The organism is Nannocystis pusilla (assembly GCF_020073745.1).
GTDB classification, from domain to species: domain Bacteria; phylum Myxococcota_A; class Polyangia; order Nannocystales; family Nannocystaceae; genus Nannocystis; species Nannocystis radixulma.
In genome coordinates this window covers 99169-114584 of the sequence record NZ_JAIRAU010000044.1, presented here as the reverse complement: position 1 = coordinate 114584, position 15416 = coordinate 99169, and the positions used below count along the sequence as shown (strand labels likewise).

General features: G+C 71.6%; 8 protein-coding genes and 1 pseudogene. 4 read left to right on the top strand and 5 right to left on the bottom strand.

The window, feature by feature from the left end; genetic code table 11:
- Positions 1-74: 74 nt before the first annotated feature.
- A pseudogene (locus K7C98_RS45135) lies at positions 75-227 on the bottom strand (MFS transporter); the annotation flags it as partial.
- A gap of 212 nt (positions 228-439) precedes the next feature.
- Between K7C98_RS45135 and rpe the strand changes: the two are divergent.
- The 3 genes from rpe (at position 440) to K7C98_RS31825 (ending at position 3633) form a co-directional block, all read left to right on the top strand.
- The gene (gene rpe / locus K7C98_RS31835; RefSeq protein WP_224195583.1) at positions 440-1177 is read left to right on the top strand and encodes a ribulose-phosphate 3-epimerase; all 738 of its coding nucleotides are present in this window, start codon (positions 440-442) and stop codon (positions 1175-1177) included.
- Between the two features lie 93 nt (positions 1178-1270).
- A complete protein-coding gene (locus tag K7C98_RS31830; protein WP_224195582.1) occupies positions 1271-2374 on the top strand; it encodes a DUF481 domain-containing protein in 1104 nt (367 codons plus the stop codon).
- 185 nt (positions 2375-2559) lie between these two features.
- The gene (locus K7C98_RS31825; protein ID WP_346660319.1) at positions 2560-3633 is read left to right on the top strand and encodes an NAD(P)-dependent alcohol dehydrogenase; all 1074 of its coding nucleotides are present in this window, start codon (positions 2560-2562) and stop codon (positions 3631-3633) included.
- Between the two features lie 48 nt (positions 3634-3681).
- Here the strand turns inward: K7C98_RS31825 and K7C98_RS31820 are convergent, their stop codons facing one another.
- The 4 genes from K7C98_RS31820 to K7C98_RS31805 form a co-directional block, all read right to left on the bottom strand.
- The gene (locus K7C98_RS31820) at positions 3682-4767 is read right to left on the bottom strand and encodes a hypothetical protein (RefSeq protein WP_224195580.1); all 1086 of its coding nucleotides are present in this window, start codon (positions 4765-4767) and stop codon (positions 3682-3684) included.
- Between the two features lie 27 nt (positions 4768-4794).
- On the bottom strand, positions 4795-6024 hold the full coding sequence (locus K7C98_RS31815; protein ID WP_224195579.1) for a hypothetical protein: 1230 nt from the start codon (positions 6022-6024) through the stop codon (positions 4795-4797).
- 31 nt (positions 6025-6055) lie between these two features.
- Positions 6056-7279, bottom strand: coding sequence for a tetratricopeptide repeat protein (locus K7C98_RS31810; RefSeq protein WP_224195578.1), 1224 nt, complete (start codon positions 7277-7279; stop codon positions 6056-6058).
- Between the two features lie 163 nt (positions 7280-7442).
- Positions 7443-7853, bottom strand: coding sequence for a hypothetical protein (locus K7C98_RS31805; RefSeq protein WP_224195577.1), 411 nt, complete (start codon positions 7851-7853; stop codon positions 7443-7445).
- 1303 nt (positions 7854-9156) lie between these two features.
- Between K7C98_RS31805 and K7C98_RS31800 the strand changes: the two genes are divergently transcribed.
- Positions 9157-15411 (top strand): HAMP domain-containing protein, encoded by a 6255-nt coding sequence (locus K7C98_RS31800; protein WP_224195576.1) that lies wholly within the window; start codon positions 9157-9159, stop codon positions 15409-15411.
- Positions 15412-15416: the final 5 nt, after the last annotated feature.

The following is a 15416-nucleotide window of genomic DNA, read 5'->3' as shown; positions in this document are numbered from 1 at the left end:
GAGAGCGCCGCCAGCTCCTCGGCCGCCGGCGCCGCCCGGTCGCCGCGCCAGGACCCGTGGCCGAGCAGCAGGTGCAGCAGCCCCAGCGCCACCAGCGGGCCGATCACCGCCCCCGCGTGGTCCATCGCCCGGTGGAACGAGAACGCCAGCCCGCGGCGGGCCGCCGGCGCCGCGTCGGCGATCAGCGCGTCGCGCGGGCCGGTGCGGACGCCCTTGCCGACCCGGTCGACCGGCGGCGGGGGGTTCATCCTCTCGCTCGCCAGGTCCGTGAGCAGGCTGACTACCCCGACGGCGAGCACGTTGCCGCGGACCACCGCGGCGAACCCGGGCCGCGGCGCAGGCGGCGTGTCCTCCGAGCTCACCCGGACAGCGTACCGCAGGCGCGCCGGACTGTGCTACCACACCGCGGCCGCCCGCTCCTCACCTGTCTCGGAGAGACATGTCCCAACATACAGCACCGTCCGACCGGCACGCGCCGGTGATCGCCCCCTCGCTGCTCAGCGCCGACTTCGCCCGCCTCGGCGAGGAGGCCGTCGCGCTCGACCGGGCCGGCGCCGACTGGCTGCACGTCGACGTGATGGACGGTCGCTTCGTCCCCAACATCACGATCGGCCCGCTGGTGGTCGGCGCCCTGCGGCCGCTGACCTCGCGGGTGCTCGACTGTCACTTGATGATCGAGGAGCCCGAGCGCTACGTCGGCGCCTTCGCCGACGCCGGGGCCGACATCATCACCGTGCACGTCGAGGCCTGCCGCCACCTGCACCGCAACCTCCAGCAGATCCGCGGCCTCTCGCGCCGGTCGGGCGGGCGCGTGCTCGCCGGGGTCAGCCTCAACCCGCACACCCCCGTGTCCCAGCTCGTGCACGTGCTCGACCTGTGCGACCTCGTCCTCGTCATGAGCGTCAACCCGGGCTTCGGCGGGCAGCAGTTCATCCCGGCCGTGCGGCCGAAGATCCGCGAGCTGCGGGCCATGATCGCCGCCGCCGGCCTGCCCACCCGGATCCAGGTCGACGGGGGCATCACCGTCGACACCATCGCCGACGTCGCGGGCGACGGCGCCGACGCGTTCGTCTCCGGCACCGGCGTGCTGCGCAGCCCGCAATTCGGCCGCGACTACGCGGCCGCCATCGCGGCCCTTCGGGGGACCGCCGATGCCGCCATGATCTGGCGCACCTGACCCGCCGCGCGAGCGCCTCGATCGGCCCCGGCGACCGCTCGGGAAGTTGGCCGAACGCGCGATCGATGTCAAAAAGGGCGCGCCGCTTCCGCCATGTCCTCCTCGCTCGCCCGCTTCCCCTCGTTCGCCCTCGCGTTCGCCCTCGTCCTCGGAATCGGGGGCGACGTCGCCGCTCAGACCCCCGCCCCCGCCCCCGCCAAGGAGCCCGAGCCCGCGGCGGAGCCCGAGCCCGAGCCTGCACCTGCGCTCGCGCCGGCCCCGACCGGCACCGCCGTGACGGAGGGCCCGAGGGCGGCCGGCACCGTCGGCGCCCAGGCCCCGGCCAGCGCCGGCACCACCAACCTCGAGGACAACAAGTTCGCCACCGCCGGCACCAGCGAGCCGATGGACGCGACCGAGGCGGAGATCTCGGCGGGCGGCCTGTTCACCTCGGGCAACGCTCGCTCGGCCGCGCTGACGGGCGGCGGCCGCTTCCGGATCCGCCGCAAGATCCACGAGTTCCAGGCGCAGCTGCTCGGCAACTACGCGCAGGCGGCGATCCGCCAGGCCGACGGCTCACGCACCGGTCAGCTGACCGCGGGCAACGTCCAGGGGCGCGTCCGCTACGACGTGTACTTCCACCCGCGGGTCACCTTCTTCACGATGTTGACCGCCCGCTTCGACCCGTTCCTCGGCCTCAACATGCGCATGCGCGTCGACCCGGGGTTCGCGTTCTACATGGTGAACCAGCCCAAGCACCGCCTGTGGGCCGAGGTCGGCTACGACTTCCTCTACGACCAGCGGCGGATCCGTCGCGGCGCCGACAACACCAACTGTCCGGCCGGCACCAGCCTCGTGCTCGACGTGCCGAACACCACCTCGGCGATGCCGACCTGCGCCGCGCGCCCGAGCGTCGCCACCCACTCGGGCCGCGTGTTCGTCGGCTACACCAACCTGCTGTCCGAGTACGTCACCTTCACCACCGGCCTCGAGTACATCCAGGCGTTCGCGCCGTTCCGCTCGAACCCGGTCGAGACCGACGGCGGCAAGGAGCGCACCAAGGCGTGGGTCAACTGGGACGTCGCCCTGACCACCGCCCTCGGCAAGCGCTTCGCCTTCGCCACCAGCTTCACCCTCCGCTACGACAACGCCCCGCTGCCGGGCATCAAGAGGCTCGACACGATCACCTCGTTCAGCCTGGTGTTCAAGTTCATCTGAGCCGCCCGGCGCGGCGACCCACGCCGCGCCCCCAGGTCCGGCGGCAAGAGCTCGCGTGCGACCCGGCAAGCCGCGCCCACCAGCGTCGGCGCCGGGTCGAGGCGCACGGATCGCGAACCCGGCCCGCTCGCTGGTTGCGCGCCGTCACTGGCGTCGACGCACGACTTCGCCACGAGACGTCGCACATGCGCACCATGAAAGCCGCCGTCTTCGTCGAACCGGGTCGTATCGAGCTCGAGGAGCGACCGATCCCCGACATCGGTCCGCTCGACGCCCTCGTCCGCGTCACCACCACCACCATCTGCGGCACCGACGTGCACATCCTGAGGGGCGAGTATCCGGTCCGCAGGGGCCTCGTCGTCGGTCACGAGCCGGTCGGCGTGATCGAGAAGCTCGGCTCGGCGGTCCAGGGCTACGAGGAGGGCCAGCGCGTCATCTCCGGCGCGATCACCCCGTCCGGTCACTCCTACGCCTCGCTCGCCGGCTGCAGCGCGCAGTGCGGCGCGGGCACGCGGCACGGCTTCAAGCCGATGGGCGGCTGGCGCCTCGGCAACACGATCGACGGCTGCCAGGCCGAGTACGTCCGGGTCCCCGACGCGATGGCCAACCTCGAGCCCGTGCCCGACGCCCTGACCGACGAGCAGGTGCTGATGTGCCCCGACATCCTCTCGACCGGCTTCGCCGGCGCCGAGAGCGGACGGATCCTGATCGGCGACACCGTCGCGGTGTTCGCCCAGGGGCCGATCGGGCTGTGCGCCACCGCCGGCGCCCGGCTCCGCGGCGCCAGCACGATCATCGGCGTCGACGGCGTGTCGGACCGGCTGGCGATGGCGCGACGTCTCGGCGCCGATCACGTGATCGACTTTCATCAGACCGATCCGGTCGACGAGATCTTGCGCATCACCGACGGCCGCGGCGTCGACGTGGCCATCGAGGCGCTCGGCACCCCACAGACGTTCGAGGCGTGCCTGCGGGTGCTGCGGCCCGGCGGCGTCCTGTCGAGCCTCGGCGTGTACTCGAGCGACCTGCGGCTGCCGCTCGGCCCCTTCGCCGCCGGCCTCGGCGATCACACGATCGTCACCTCGCTGTGCCCCGGCGGCAAGGAGCGCATGCGCCGGCTGATGAACGTGATCGCCGCCGGCCGCCTCGACCTCGGACCGATGGTGACGCACCGCTTCAAGCTCGACGACATCCGCGCCGCCTACGAGCTGTTCGCGCACCAGCGCGACGGCGTGCTGAAGGTCGCGCTGACCCCGTGACGCGCGGCGACCGGGCCGCCGCGAATCATCATACCATCCGCTCGCCCGTCACTCGGGCAGCGAGCACACCGGCTCGGGGTCGGGCTCGACGCAGCGGTCGCCCTCGCAGAACAGGTGACCGATGCACTGGACATAGCCGGTCGAGGGCCCGCAGTCGGCGTCGAGGCTGCCGCGGCGCACGCACACCGGGGAGCCGGCGTTGGTCGTGCAAACGGCGTAGGGCACGCAATTCAAGTCGAGGCAGGGCTCGCCGGGCAGCGGCAGCTTGCGGCAGGTCCCGCTCTGGTCGCAGGTATTGTCGTAGCGGGCGCACGCCGGGTAGTTGTTGTTCCAGCAGCTCTGGCCCTCGCCGGGCAGCGCCAGACAGCGGCGGTCGTCGTTCGGGAACGCGTAGCACTCGAGGCCCTCGGCGCACGAGTTCGAGAACTCGCAGCGCGCGCCGCTCTCGCCCCGCCGCTTGCACGTGAAGTCGCTCGAGTCGCAGTACAACTCGGCCTGGCACGCGTCGAAGTCGTCGTCGCAGGGCTTGCCCTCCCCGCGCCGCTTGGTGCACACCGTCGGCTGGCCGGTGTTGGGGTCGAAGGCGCAGAACGCATCGTCGCCGCAGCTGCCCGTGCACGGCTCGCCGAGCGCCGGCGGACCGCCGAGCACCCGGCAGGCGCCGGCGCAGCACATGTTGTCGGGGCAGCCCGCCGGGTTGAAGCCGCACACCGCGCTCTCGCCGGCGCACTCCTCCGAGTTGAGGCACGGGTCGTAGTTGCGGACCTTGCCGACGAACACGTCGTGGCACACCTCGGGCGCCGCCGTCGGCCCGGCGCTGAACAGCACCCGGTCGAGCAGCAGGCCGTCGCACGCCTGGGCGCTGACCTGCTCGAGGCAGGCCTCGGCCGCCGCGGCGTCGAACCCGACCCGCCCGGCCTCGAGCGCCTCGAGCAGGTACTGGAAGCGCCCGGACGTGTCCCACACCAGCGCGTCGCGGCACTGCCCGCGCGACTGGAACACCGAGCAGCCGCTCGCCCAGGCGCACAGCGCCTCCTCGTACTCGCCGGCGAAGTTCTCCGGCGTCGCCGGCCCCTCGCACCCCGCCGCCGCCGCGCCCAGCCACAGCGCCGCCCCGGTGATCGTCTTCTTCATGATGTCCTCCAAACCATGTCTTAAGAGTTATGTACCTTCGGGCAGGACGTCTTCACCGGGCACCGCGCACACGCCGTCGATCACCGGCGCCCGGCAGCGAGCCGTGCTCGGGTCCCAGCCGTCGCACTGGAGCGCCCCGGCGCAGCGGCGGCTGTCGCCGCACGGCTCGTTCTCGAACGAGAGCGGCACGCAGGTGTTGGTCTGCCAGTCGCAGGTGCTGGTCAGCCCGCACGGGGCCTCGCCGCACGACGCCCCCGGCCCGGCCGGCGCGACGCACTTGTCGGTCGCCCAGTCGCAGTACACCCCGTAGTCGCTGCAGCCGTCCTCGTACCACTGGCCCGGGCACGCCCCGCCGAGCGCGTTGTAGGCGTAGCAGCGGCCCTCGCCGTCGTCGTTCGGCGCGGCGCAGAACAGCCCCGGCTGACACCCGCCCTGGCCCCAATCGCCGCACCGCTCGCCCTCCCCGGCCAGCGCCTTGCATGTCCCGTCGACGCAGAAGCCGCTCGCGTCGCAGTCGATCTGGTTCACGCAGTCCCCGCCGACCGGCCGCTGCGCCGTGCACACCGTCGGCAGCCCGGTGTTCGGGTCGCTGGCGCAGAAGCTCCCCGGCGCGCAGCGGGTCGAGAAGTTGCACGGCGTGCCGACCGGCGCCGAGCCGAGCACCCGGCAGCCGCCGACGCAGCACACGTCGCTGCAGCTCGGGTCGAAGCCGCACACCACCGCCGCGTCGTCCTGCGGCGCGCACTCGACCGACAGCAGGCACGGCCCGTTCTTCACCATCGTCCCGCGCATGACCGCCGCGCACGCCGCCTGCCCGGCCGCCTCGGCCTCGTCGGCCACGTACGTCCCGGGCCTGGCGCAGCCGCGGGCCTCGACGTACGCCAGGCAGGCCGCGGCCGCCTCGGCGTCGAATTCGATACGCCCGGCCGCGTGCGACGCCAGCAGGTACTCGACGATCTGCCCGCCGCTCACCCCGTCGTCGAACCGGCCCGCCGCCAGCAGGCCGGACGGGTAGATCGAGTCGAAGAACTCGGCCGCGCGGCAGTCCTCCTCGGCCGCGAACGCCCCGCAGCGGGTCGCCCAGCCGCAGTAGGCCGCCTCGGCGCGGCCGAAGAACTCGGCGAACTCGATCGGCTCGCCCGTGGTCCCGCCCGTGCCCGTGTCCGTGTCCGTGTCGGTCCCGCTCCCGCCGCCCCTGCCGCACGCCAGCGTCGCGGCCATCGCCAGGGCGGCGCCCGTAATTCTTCCTAAGCGCATGCCCCAAGCTACGGGTCGCGCGCGCGGCCTGTCAACGCGCCTGCGCCAGCGGGTGTGCGGGCGTGCCCGTCGCGCTGGAACGCCGCTCCGCCAGCGCCTTGCGGGCCCCTGCCGCCTCGCCGATCAGGACCGTCGCCGCGCAGCTGGCCGTCAGGCTCGAGCGGGCCCGCTCGACCGCCTTGCGCACACAGCCCGCGACCCTGGGATCGGCCCCGTCGACCCGGACCAGCGCCGCCCGCCCGCCGCGGTAGCTCCAGGCCACCTTCACCGCGTCGCCCGCGGGCGCGCAGGCGTCGAGCGCCGCCTTGTGGGCCGCCACGCCCTCGAGCGCCTCCGCCAGCGCCAGCGGGTCGGTCTGCGGCATCCGGCACGACAGCTCGTGCGCCGTCAGCCCCGCCATCGTCAGCGTCGGCGCGCGGCTGGTCAGCGCCACCTCGATCTTGCGCCCGCGCGCCCGCTTCAGCTGCTCCGCCAGCCCGCACCCGTCCTCGTCGCCGCCCTGGCACGCGCGGGCGAACAGGCTCGCCGCCTTGTTCGAGTCGGCGGCCGTCCCCACCCCGCGCAGCGCCGCCAGCCCGTGGCGCAGGCACCCGGCCGGCTGGGCCCCGTCGCACGCGCGGGCGAAGAACTCGACCGCGCGCTCGTTCTCGCCGGGCCCCGCCCCCTCCTCCGAGTACAGCAAGATCCCCGCGTTGAAGCAGCCCGTCGCGTGGCCCAGCCCGCACGCCTGCCCGAACGAGCTCGCCGCCCGCTTCGGGTCGCGCGCCGGCACCCCGCGACCTGTCTCGTAGAACAGCCCCGCCGTGAAGCACGCGAACGCGTCCTGCTTCGCGCACGCCAGCTCGAACATCCCCAGCGCCCGCGGCGGGTCGGCCGGCACGGCTGTCCCTTCGGCCAGCATCGTCCCCACCGTCGCGCACGCCTCGGCGAAGCCGAGCCGGCACGAGCGGTCGTACAGGCCCACGGCCCGCGGTGGGTCCTTGGGCCCGCCGCCGACCCCGCCGCGGAACACCCCGGCGAGGTTGGAGCAGCCGACCGCATGTCCGAGAGAACATGCCCGATCGAGCAGGCGCATCGCCTCGTCGTGGCGCTGCAGCCCGAGCGCCAGCATCCCCTGGGTGTTGCACTCGCTGGCCTCGCAGGTCGGCGCCGGCGGCAGCGAGCTCTGCGGCGGCGCCGTCGTCTGCGACGCCCCCGAGCAGGCGGTGACCGACCACAGGAGGCTCGCGGCCAGGGGCGAGGGACGCCGGTCCATGCGCATATTTGCGCGAGCGTCGCGCACGCCTCCGGGAGCGTCAAGCCTCGGCGACCGCGGGCGCGGCGAGCTCGCCCGCTCGCGCCGACATCCTCACGCAAGGCTCACGCGCGGCGCGACGCTTCGCCCGCGTCCGCGCGCCGCGAGGGGTCGCCCGCGCGCCTCACGGACGGACCCACCGCAGCACCGCCGCCGCCGTCGTCTCGGGCGACGTGTTGAAGCACAGGCGGGCGCGCGGCGCCGCCTCGTGGACCAAATTCACGATCCGCTCGAACAGCAGCAGCAGCGGCGGTGGCATGCGGATCCCCGCCCCGATCATGATCGCCGCGAACTCGCCGGCGGCCAGGCGTTCGCGCAGCAGCGGCTCCACCCGCTCCCACGCGACGTCGGTCAGGCACCACGTCACGTCGAAGCCGGCCGCCACCACCGCCTGCTCGGCCGCCTGCAACCTCGCGGTCAACTTCGCCTCGTCGAGCCCGGGGAACTGCGAGAAGTCGACGAACTTCGGCGCGAGGCCGACGATCAGGACGCGTTTGCGCGGCGCGGCGTCGCCGGGGTGGTTCTCGGTGGACATGGCCGGCAGCGTAGCGCGATCGCCAGGCGCCGTCACGCCGTTCGCCTGCCCCGAAAGACATGTCAGCGATCGCGCCGCCACGCGGCGTGGCTCTTCGGGCGAGCTGAGCGCGCGCATGCGGCAGCGAATGAAGTATTGCCGGCGCCACCGCTCCACCAACCCGGCCCAGACTGCGGTGAAGACCAGACAGCCGAGCCCGTTCTGCCACCACGGCAAGCCGAAGGAGCGCAGCCAGTCATGAAAGAAGCCGGTGACGAACCAGAGGCCGAACAAGATGGGCGTCCGCGCCGCGAGCCGCCAAAATTGCTCGGTCGGCAAGAACCCCCACCGCTGCGGAGGCAGGGGCCCGCGCGCGGGAGTCAGTCGCTGCAGCAGGTCCCCGGAATCTCGCGCAGTCACTTGTTCTGCGCTCCGTTACACTTGTCGGTGATATAACCTGCCACGACGGATTGGACAGTGAAGCCATGGCCGTAGCATGTTGGGCATTTCGTGACGAGGCCGCACCTCGTCTTCAGCCACATCGACCGCGACGTCCTCGAGCGAGACGGGCACCCCTAGGCTGGCGAAGAAATCCTCGGCGGTCGCGGCGGGCGCCGGAGCTGCGGCGAGGGAGAGATATGACGACGCGGCGGCGAGGGCCGGGTGCATGCCCCTCCATGCCTCCGCCGCGACCCGCTGGGCGCGCCTCGGGCCGGAAGCAGCGGCAGCCGCGTGGCGCGTCGGCGGGCGGTCGGGCCTGCGCGAGCAGGCGGGGGCAGCGACGTCGGTCCCTCATCCGGGACCGGCCTCGCGCCGACCGCCCGCTCCTCGACGCTCCCGCCGCAGCTCGTCCCGCGCGACCTGGTGATGCGCCGGCACCTCGCCCGTCATCTGCCCCGAAGGACATCTCGACGATCGGGCCGGGCTCCGCTGTCACATGCGCCTTCGGACATGTCTATTAAAACACCCACCTGCGCTGCTCGGAGCTTCGCGCGCCCCGCCGCGGCCGCGTGAGATCGCCCGAGGTTGCCTCACGGCGGGTGCGACGCCGCCTCGTTCGCCGCGCCTGCATGTGGTCTCGACGCCACGCGAACGTGTGCCGAGCGGTGCGAGCATCACGGACGGAGCGTGCGGGACGAGCTTCGCCGGGTCCACGGTCGAGCTCGCTGGATCGCCTTCAGCCCCAGAGATCTCGACGGTTTCGCCGCGCCGCGAGAACTGCGCGTGACGCCTTCGTCATGATCGCGGGGACGCGGCTCGAGAACCTGCGTATCCTCCGACGTCGCGCGGGTCCAGCGATCGCGCGCCGAGGGAGGGCTCGACGATGAACAGCACCGACGCGACGGCCACCGCCCAGGGTCACACAGGCATCGGCAGCAGCGAGCTGCGGCAGCTCTTGCACGCCCTGCAAGCCGTGCGCGACGGCGACTTCACCGCGGAGCTGCCGGGGGACTGGACGGGGCTCGGGGGCAAGATCGCCGACACCGTCAACGAGATCATCGTCACCAATCGGGTCATGGCCGGTGAGCTCGAGCGGATCGGCGAGGTCGTCGGGCGGCGCGGTCAGACGCGCCAGCGCGTGCGCGGCCAGAACCGCGCCGGCAAGTGGGGCGAGATGGAGGAGTCGGTCAACACCCTGATCGACGACCTGCTGTGGCCCACCGCCGAGGTGAGCCGGGCCATCGGCGCGGTGGCCAAGGGCGACCTGACCCAGACCATGCGGCTCGACGTCGAGGGCCGGCCGCTGCAGGGCGAGTTTTTGCGCTCGGCCACGATCGTCAACACGATGATCGACCAGATGAGCGTGTTCACCAGCGAGGTGACGCGCGTCGCCCGCGAGGTCGGCACCGACGGCAAGCTCGGCGGCCAGGCCCAGGTCAAGGGCCTGTCGGGCGTGTGGAAGGACCTCACCGACAACGTCAACTCGATGGCGGGCAACCTGACGGCGCAGGTGCGCAACATCGCCGAGGTGACGATCGCCGTGGCCAGCGGCGATCTGTCGCGAAAGATCACCGTCGACGTGCGCGGCGAGATCCTCCAGCTCAAGGAGGCGATCAACACCATGGTCGACCAGCTGCGCTCGTTCGCCTCGGAGGTGACCCGCGTCGCCCGCGAGGTCGGCAGCGAGGGCAAGCTCGGCGGTCAGGCGATCGTGCCCGGCGTCGCGGGCACCTGGAAGGACCTCACCGACTCGGTCAACGCCATGGCGCTGAACCTCACCTCGCAGGTGCGCAACATCGCCGAGGTGACGACCGCCGTGGCCCGCGGCGACCTCTCGAGAAAAATCACCGTCGACGTCAAGGGCGAGATCCTCGAGCTCAAGAACACCATCAACACGATGGTCGACCAGCTCAACGGCTTCGCCGCCGAGGTGACCCGCGTCGCCCGCGAGGTCGGCACCGAGGGCAAGCTCGGCGGTCAGGCCCAGGTGCCCGGCGTCGCAGGTACGTGGAAGGACCTCACCGACAACGTCAACTCGATGGCGTCGAACCTGACGGCGCAGGTGCGCAACATCGCCGAGGTGGCCACCGCGATCGCCGGCGGCGACCTCTCGCGCAAGATCACCGTCGACGTGCGCGGCGAGATCCTCCAGCTCAAGGAGACGCTGAACACGATGGTCGAGCAGCTGCGCTCGTTCGCCTCCGAGGTGACGCGCGTCGCTCGCGAGGTCGGCACCGAGGGCAAGCTCGGCGGCCAGGCCCAGGTGCCCGGCGTCGCGGGCACCTGGAAGGACCTGACCGACAACGTCAACGGCCTCGCCTCGAACCTCACCTCGCAGGTGCGCAACATCGCCGAGGTGACCACCGCCGTGGCCCGCGGCGACCTCTCGCGCAAGATCACCGTCGACGTCAAGGGCGAGATCCTCGAGCTCAAGAACACCATCAACACGATGGTCGACCAGCTCAACGGCTTCGCCGCCGAGGTCACGCGCGTCGCCCGCGAGGTCGGCACCGAGGGCAAGCTCGGCGGTCAGGCCCAGGTCAAGGGCGCCGGCGGCACCTGGAAGGACCTCACCGACAACGTCAACGCGATGGCCTCGAACCTCACCTCGCAGGTGCGCAACATCGCCGACGTGACGACCGCCGTGGCCCGCGGCGACCTCTCGAGAAAAATCACCGTCGACGTCAAGGGCGAGATCCTCGAGCTCAAGAACACCATCAACACGATGGTCGACCAGCTCAACGGCTTCGCCGCCGAGGTCACGCGTGTCGCCCGCGAGGTCGGCACCGAGGGCAACCTCGGCGGTCAGGCCCAGGTGCCCGGCGTGGCAGGCACGTGGAAGGACCTCACCGACAACGTCAACTCGATGGCGTCGAACCTCACCTCGCAGGTGCGCAACATCGCCGAGGTGACCACCGCCGTGGCCCGCGGCGACCTCTCGCGCAAGATCACCGTCGACGTCAAGGGCGAGATCCTCGAGCTCAAGAACACCATCAACGTCATGGTGGACCAGCTCAACGGCTTCGCCTCCGAGGTGACCCGCGTCGCCCGCGAGGTCGGCACCGAGGGCAAGCTCGGCGGTCAGGCCCAGGTCCCCGGCGTGGCCGGCACGTGGAAGGACCTGACCGACTCGGTCAACGCGATGGCCTCGAACCTCACCTCGCAGGTGCGCAACATCGCCGAGGTGACCACCGCCGTGGCCACCGGCGACCTCTCGCGCAAGATCACCGTCGACGTCAAGGGCGAGATCCTCGAGCTCAAGAACACCATCAACACGATGGTCGACCAGCTCAACGGCTTCGCCGCCGAGGTGACGCGTGTCGCCCGCGAGGTCGGCACCGAGGGCAAGCTCGGCGGTCAGGCCCAGGTGCCCGGGATCGCCGGCACCTGGAAGGACCTCACCGACAACGTCAACTCGATGGCGTCGAACCTCACCTCGCAGGTGCGCAACATCGCCGAGGTGACCACCGCCGTGGCCCGCGGCGACCTCTCGCGCAAGATCACCGTCGACGTCGAGGGCGAGATCCTCGAGCTCAAGAACACCATCAACACGATGGTCGACCAGCTCAACGGCTTCGCCGCCGAGGTGACCCGCGTCGCCCGCGAGGTCGGGACCGAGGGCATCCTCGGCGGCCAGGCCCAGGTGCCGGGGGTCGCCGGCGCGTGGAAGGGCCTGACCGACAACGTCAACTCGATGGCGTCGAACCTCACCTCGCAGGTGCGCAACATCGCCGAGGTCACGACCGCGATCGCCCGCGGCGACCTGTCGAAGAAGATCACCGTCGACGTCAAGGGCGAGATCCTCCAGCTCAAGGACACCATCAACACGATGGTCGACCAGCTCAACGCGTTCGCGGCCGAGGTGACCCGCGTCGCCCGCGAGGTCGGCACCGAGGGCAAGCTCGGCGGTCAGGCCCAGGTCAAGGGCGTCGCCGGCACCTGGAAGGACCTGACCGACAACGTCAACGTCATGGCCGCCAACCTCACCAACCAGGTGCGCGGCATCGTCAAGGTCGTGACCGCGGTGGCCAACGGCGACCTGCGCCAGGAGCTCACGGTCGAGGCCAAGGGCGAGGTCGCGGCGCTGGCCACCACGATCAACAACATGACCGGCACGCTGGCGATCTTCGCCGACCAGGTCACCTCGGTCGCGCGCGAGGTCGGCGTCGAGGGCCGCCTCGGCGGCCAGGCCAACGTGCCCGGCGCGGCCGGCACGTGGAAGGACCTGACCGCCAACGTCAACCTGCTGGCGGCCAACCTGACCACCCAGGTCCGCGCCATCGCCGAGGTCGCCACCGCCGTGACCAAGGGCGACCTGACGCGCTCGATCCAGGTCGCGGCGCGCGGCGAGGTCGCCGACCTCAAGGACAACATCAACGCGATGATCGGCAACCTGCGCGCCACCACCGAGCGCAACAACGAGCAGGGCTGGCTCAAGACCAACCTCGCCAGCTTCACGCGCATGATGCAGGGCCAGCGCGACCTCATCACGGTCGGCCAGCGCCTGCTGTCCGAGCTGGTGCCGCTGATCGACGCCCAGCAGGGCGTCATGTACGTCATGGACGGCATCAACGGCGACGGCGCGCTGTTGCAGCTGGCCAGCTACGCCGACGCGCGCTCCCCCAAGAACCCGCGCCAGTACGCCGTCGGCGAGGGCCTGGTCGGCCAGTGCGCGTTCGAGCGCCAGCGGATCCTGCTGTCGCAGATCGACGACGACTCGGTGGTCATCAGCTCGGGCCTCATGACCGCCCGGCCGCGCACGGTGATCGTCCTGCCGGTGCTGTTCGAGGGCCAGGTCAAGGCGGTGATCGAGCTGGCCTCGCTGCGCGAGTTCACGGCCTCGCACCTGGCGTTCCTCGAGCAGCTCACGGGCAGCATCGGCATCGTCATCAACACCATCGAAGCGACCATGCGCACCGAGGGCCTGCTGCAGCAGTCGCAGCAGCTGGCCGGCGAGCTGCAGGCGCAGCAGAAGGAGCTGCAGCAGACCAACGAGGAGCTGGCGCAGAAGGCCAAGCTCCTGGCCCAGCAGAACGCCGAGGTCGAGCGCAAGAACCAGGAGATCGAGCAGGCCCGCCGCGCGCTCGAGGAGAAGGCGGCCGAGCTGGTGCTGACCTCGCGCTACAAGTCCGAGTTCCTCGCCAACATGTCGCACGAGCTGCGCACGCCGCTCAACAGCATCCTGATCCTCGGCCAGCAGCTGGCCGACAACACCGAGAAGAACCTCAGCGAGCGCGAGGTCGAGTTCGCCAAGACGATCCACGGCGCCGGCACCGACCTGCTCAACCTCATCAGCGACATCCTCGACCTGTCGAAGATCGAGTCGGGCACGGTCACCGTCGACTCCGAGGAGCTGCCGTTCTCGAGCCTGCGCGACACCGTCGAGCGCAACTTCCGCCACGAGGCCGAGAACCGCGGCCTCACCCTCGCCACCGACTTCGCGCCCAACATCGGCCGCGCGATCACCACCGACCCCAAGCGCCTGCTGCAGGTGCTGAAGAACCTGCTGTCGAACGCCTTCAAGTTCACCGAGCGCGGCGGCGTCCGCCTCGAGGTCAAGGGCGCCGCCGGCGGCTGGACCCCCGAGCACCCGGTCCTCAGCACCGCCCCCGGCGTCGTCTCGTTCTCGGTCAGCGACACCGGCATCGGCATCCCGCCGGAGAAGCAGCGCATCATCTTCGAGGCGTTCCAGCAGGCCGACGCCGGCACCGCCCGCAAGTACGGCGGCACCGGCCTCGGCCTGGCGATCAGCCGCGAGCTCGCCAGCCTGCTCGGCGGCGAGATCAAGCTGCACAGCGTCGTCGGCAGCGGCAGCACCTTCACGCTCTACCTGCCGAGCCAGTACCAGGGCCCCGCCAACAGCAAGGCCCCGCCGGCCCCGCGCAACAGCCTGGCCGCGCCGGCCGCCGCCGCCCCGCCGCGGGCCGACGCCATCGTCGACGACCGCGACGCGCTCGAGCCCGGCGACACCTCGCTCCTCATCGTCGAGGACGACCCGCACTTCGCCGTGCTCCTGCTCGAGGTGGCCCGCGAGCGCGGCTTCAAGGGCCTCGTGACCCTGCGCGGCGCCGACGCGGTCTCGCTGGCGATCCAGTACCGACCGACCGCGATCTCTCTGGACATCTTCCTGCCCGACGTGCACGGCTGGGCCGTGCTGAGCCAGCTGAAGCAGAACCCGGCGACCCGGCACATCCCGGTGCAGATCCTGACGCTCGACGACGAGCGCCAGCACGTGCTCGAGCGCGGCGCCTTCACCTACCTCAACAAGCCGCTGTCCCGCGACAGCCTGGCGACCGCCTTCGATCGCATGAAGAAGTTCGCCGCCAAGCAGCCGCGCGAGCTGCTCATCGTCGAGGACGACGCGGTCGAGCGGCTCAGCCTGTCCGAGCTGCTCGGCCACGACGACGTCCGGATCACCGCCGTCGCCAGCGGCGAGGCCGCCCTCGTCGCCGTGCGCGAGCGCCCGTTCGACTGCGTGGTCCTCGACCTGCGCCTGCCCGACATGTCCGGCTTCGAGCTGCTGAGCCGGCTGCAGACCGAGCCGTCGATGCGCGACCTCCCGGTCGTCGTGTTCACCGGCAAGGAGCTGTCGCCGGCCGAGGAGCAGCAGCTGCGCAAGGTCGCCAAGAGCATCGTCCTCAAGGACGTGCAATCGCCCGAGCGCCTGCTCGACGAGACCGCGCTGGTGCTCCACCGCGACCTCGCCGCGCTGCCGCCCAACAAGCAGCGGATGATCGAGCGCCTCCACGACAACAACGAGGTGCTGGTCAACAAGCGCGTCCTCGTCGTCGACGACGACGTGCGCAACATCTTCGCGCTGTCGTCCCTGCTCGAGCGCCAGGGCATGCGCGTCATCAGCGCCTCGACCGGCCAGGAGGCCATCGACATCGTCAAATCCACCCCGGATTTGGCGCTCGCGCTGGTCGACATCATGATGCCCGAGATGGACGGCTACGAGACGATGCGCCGGATCCGCAAGGACCCTCGCCTGCGCCGCCTGCCGATGATCGCCCTCACCGCCAAGGCGATGAAGGGCGACCGCGAGAAGTGCCTCGAGGCCGGCGCCTCCGATTACATCGCCAAGCCCGTCAACACCGAGCAGCTGCTGGCCCAGCTGCGCATCTGGCTGCACCGGTGACGGAG

What these genes read in the sequence shown, in the direction of transcription:
- rpe (WP_224195583.1), top strand. Translation starts at nt 440, where the DNA reads ATGTCCCAACATACAGCACCGTCCGACCGGCACGCGCCGGTGATCGCC.
- K7C98_RS31830 (WP_224195582.1), top strand. Translation starts at nt 1,271, where the DNA reads ATGTCCTCCTCGCTCGCCCGCTTCCCCTCGTTCGCCCTCGCGTTCGCC.
- K7C98_RS31825 (WP_346660319.1), top strand. Translation starts at nt 2,560, where the DNA reads ATGCGCACCATGAAAGCCGCCGTCTTCGTCGAACCGGGTCGTATCGAG.
- K7C98_RS31820 (WP_224195580.1), bottom strand. Translation starts at nt 4,767, where the DNA reads ATGAAGAAGACGATCACCGGGGCGGCGCTGTGGCTGGGCGCGGCGGCG.
- K7C98_RS31815 (WP_224195579.1), bottom strand. Translation starts at nt 6,024, where the DNA reads ATGCGCTTAGGAAGAATTACGGGCGCCGCCCTGGCGATGGCCGCGACG.
- K7C98_RS31810 (WP_224195578.1), bottom strand. Translation starts at nt 7,279, where the DNA reads ATGGACCGGCGTCCCTCGCCCCTGGCCGCGAGCCTCCTGTGGTCGGTC.
- K7C98_RS31805 (WP_224195577.1), bottom strand. Translation starts at nt 7,853, where the DNA reads ATGTCCACCGAGAACCACCCCGGCGACGCCGCGCCGCGCAAACGCGTC.
- K7C98_RS31800 (WP_224195576.1), top strand. Translation starts at nt 9,157, where the DNA reads ATGAACAGCACCGACGCGACGGCCACCGCCCAGGGTCACACAGGCATC.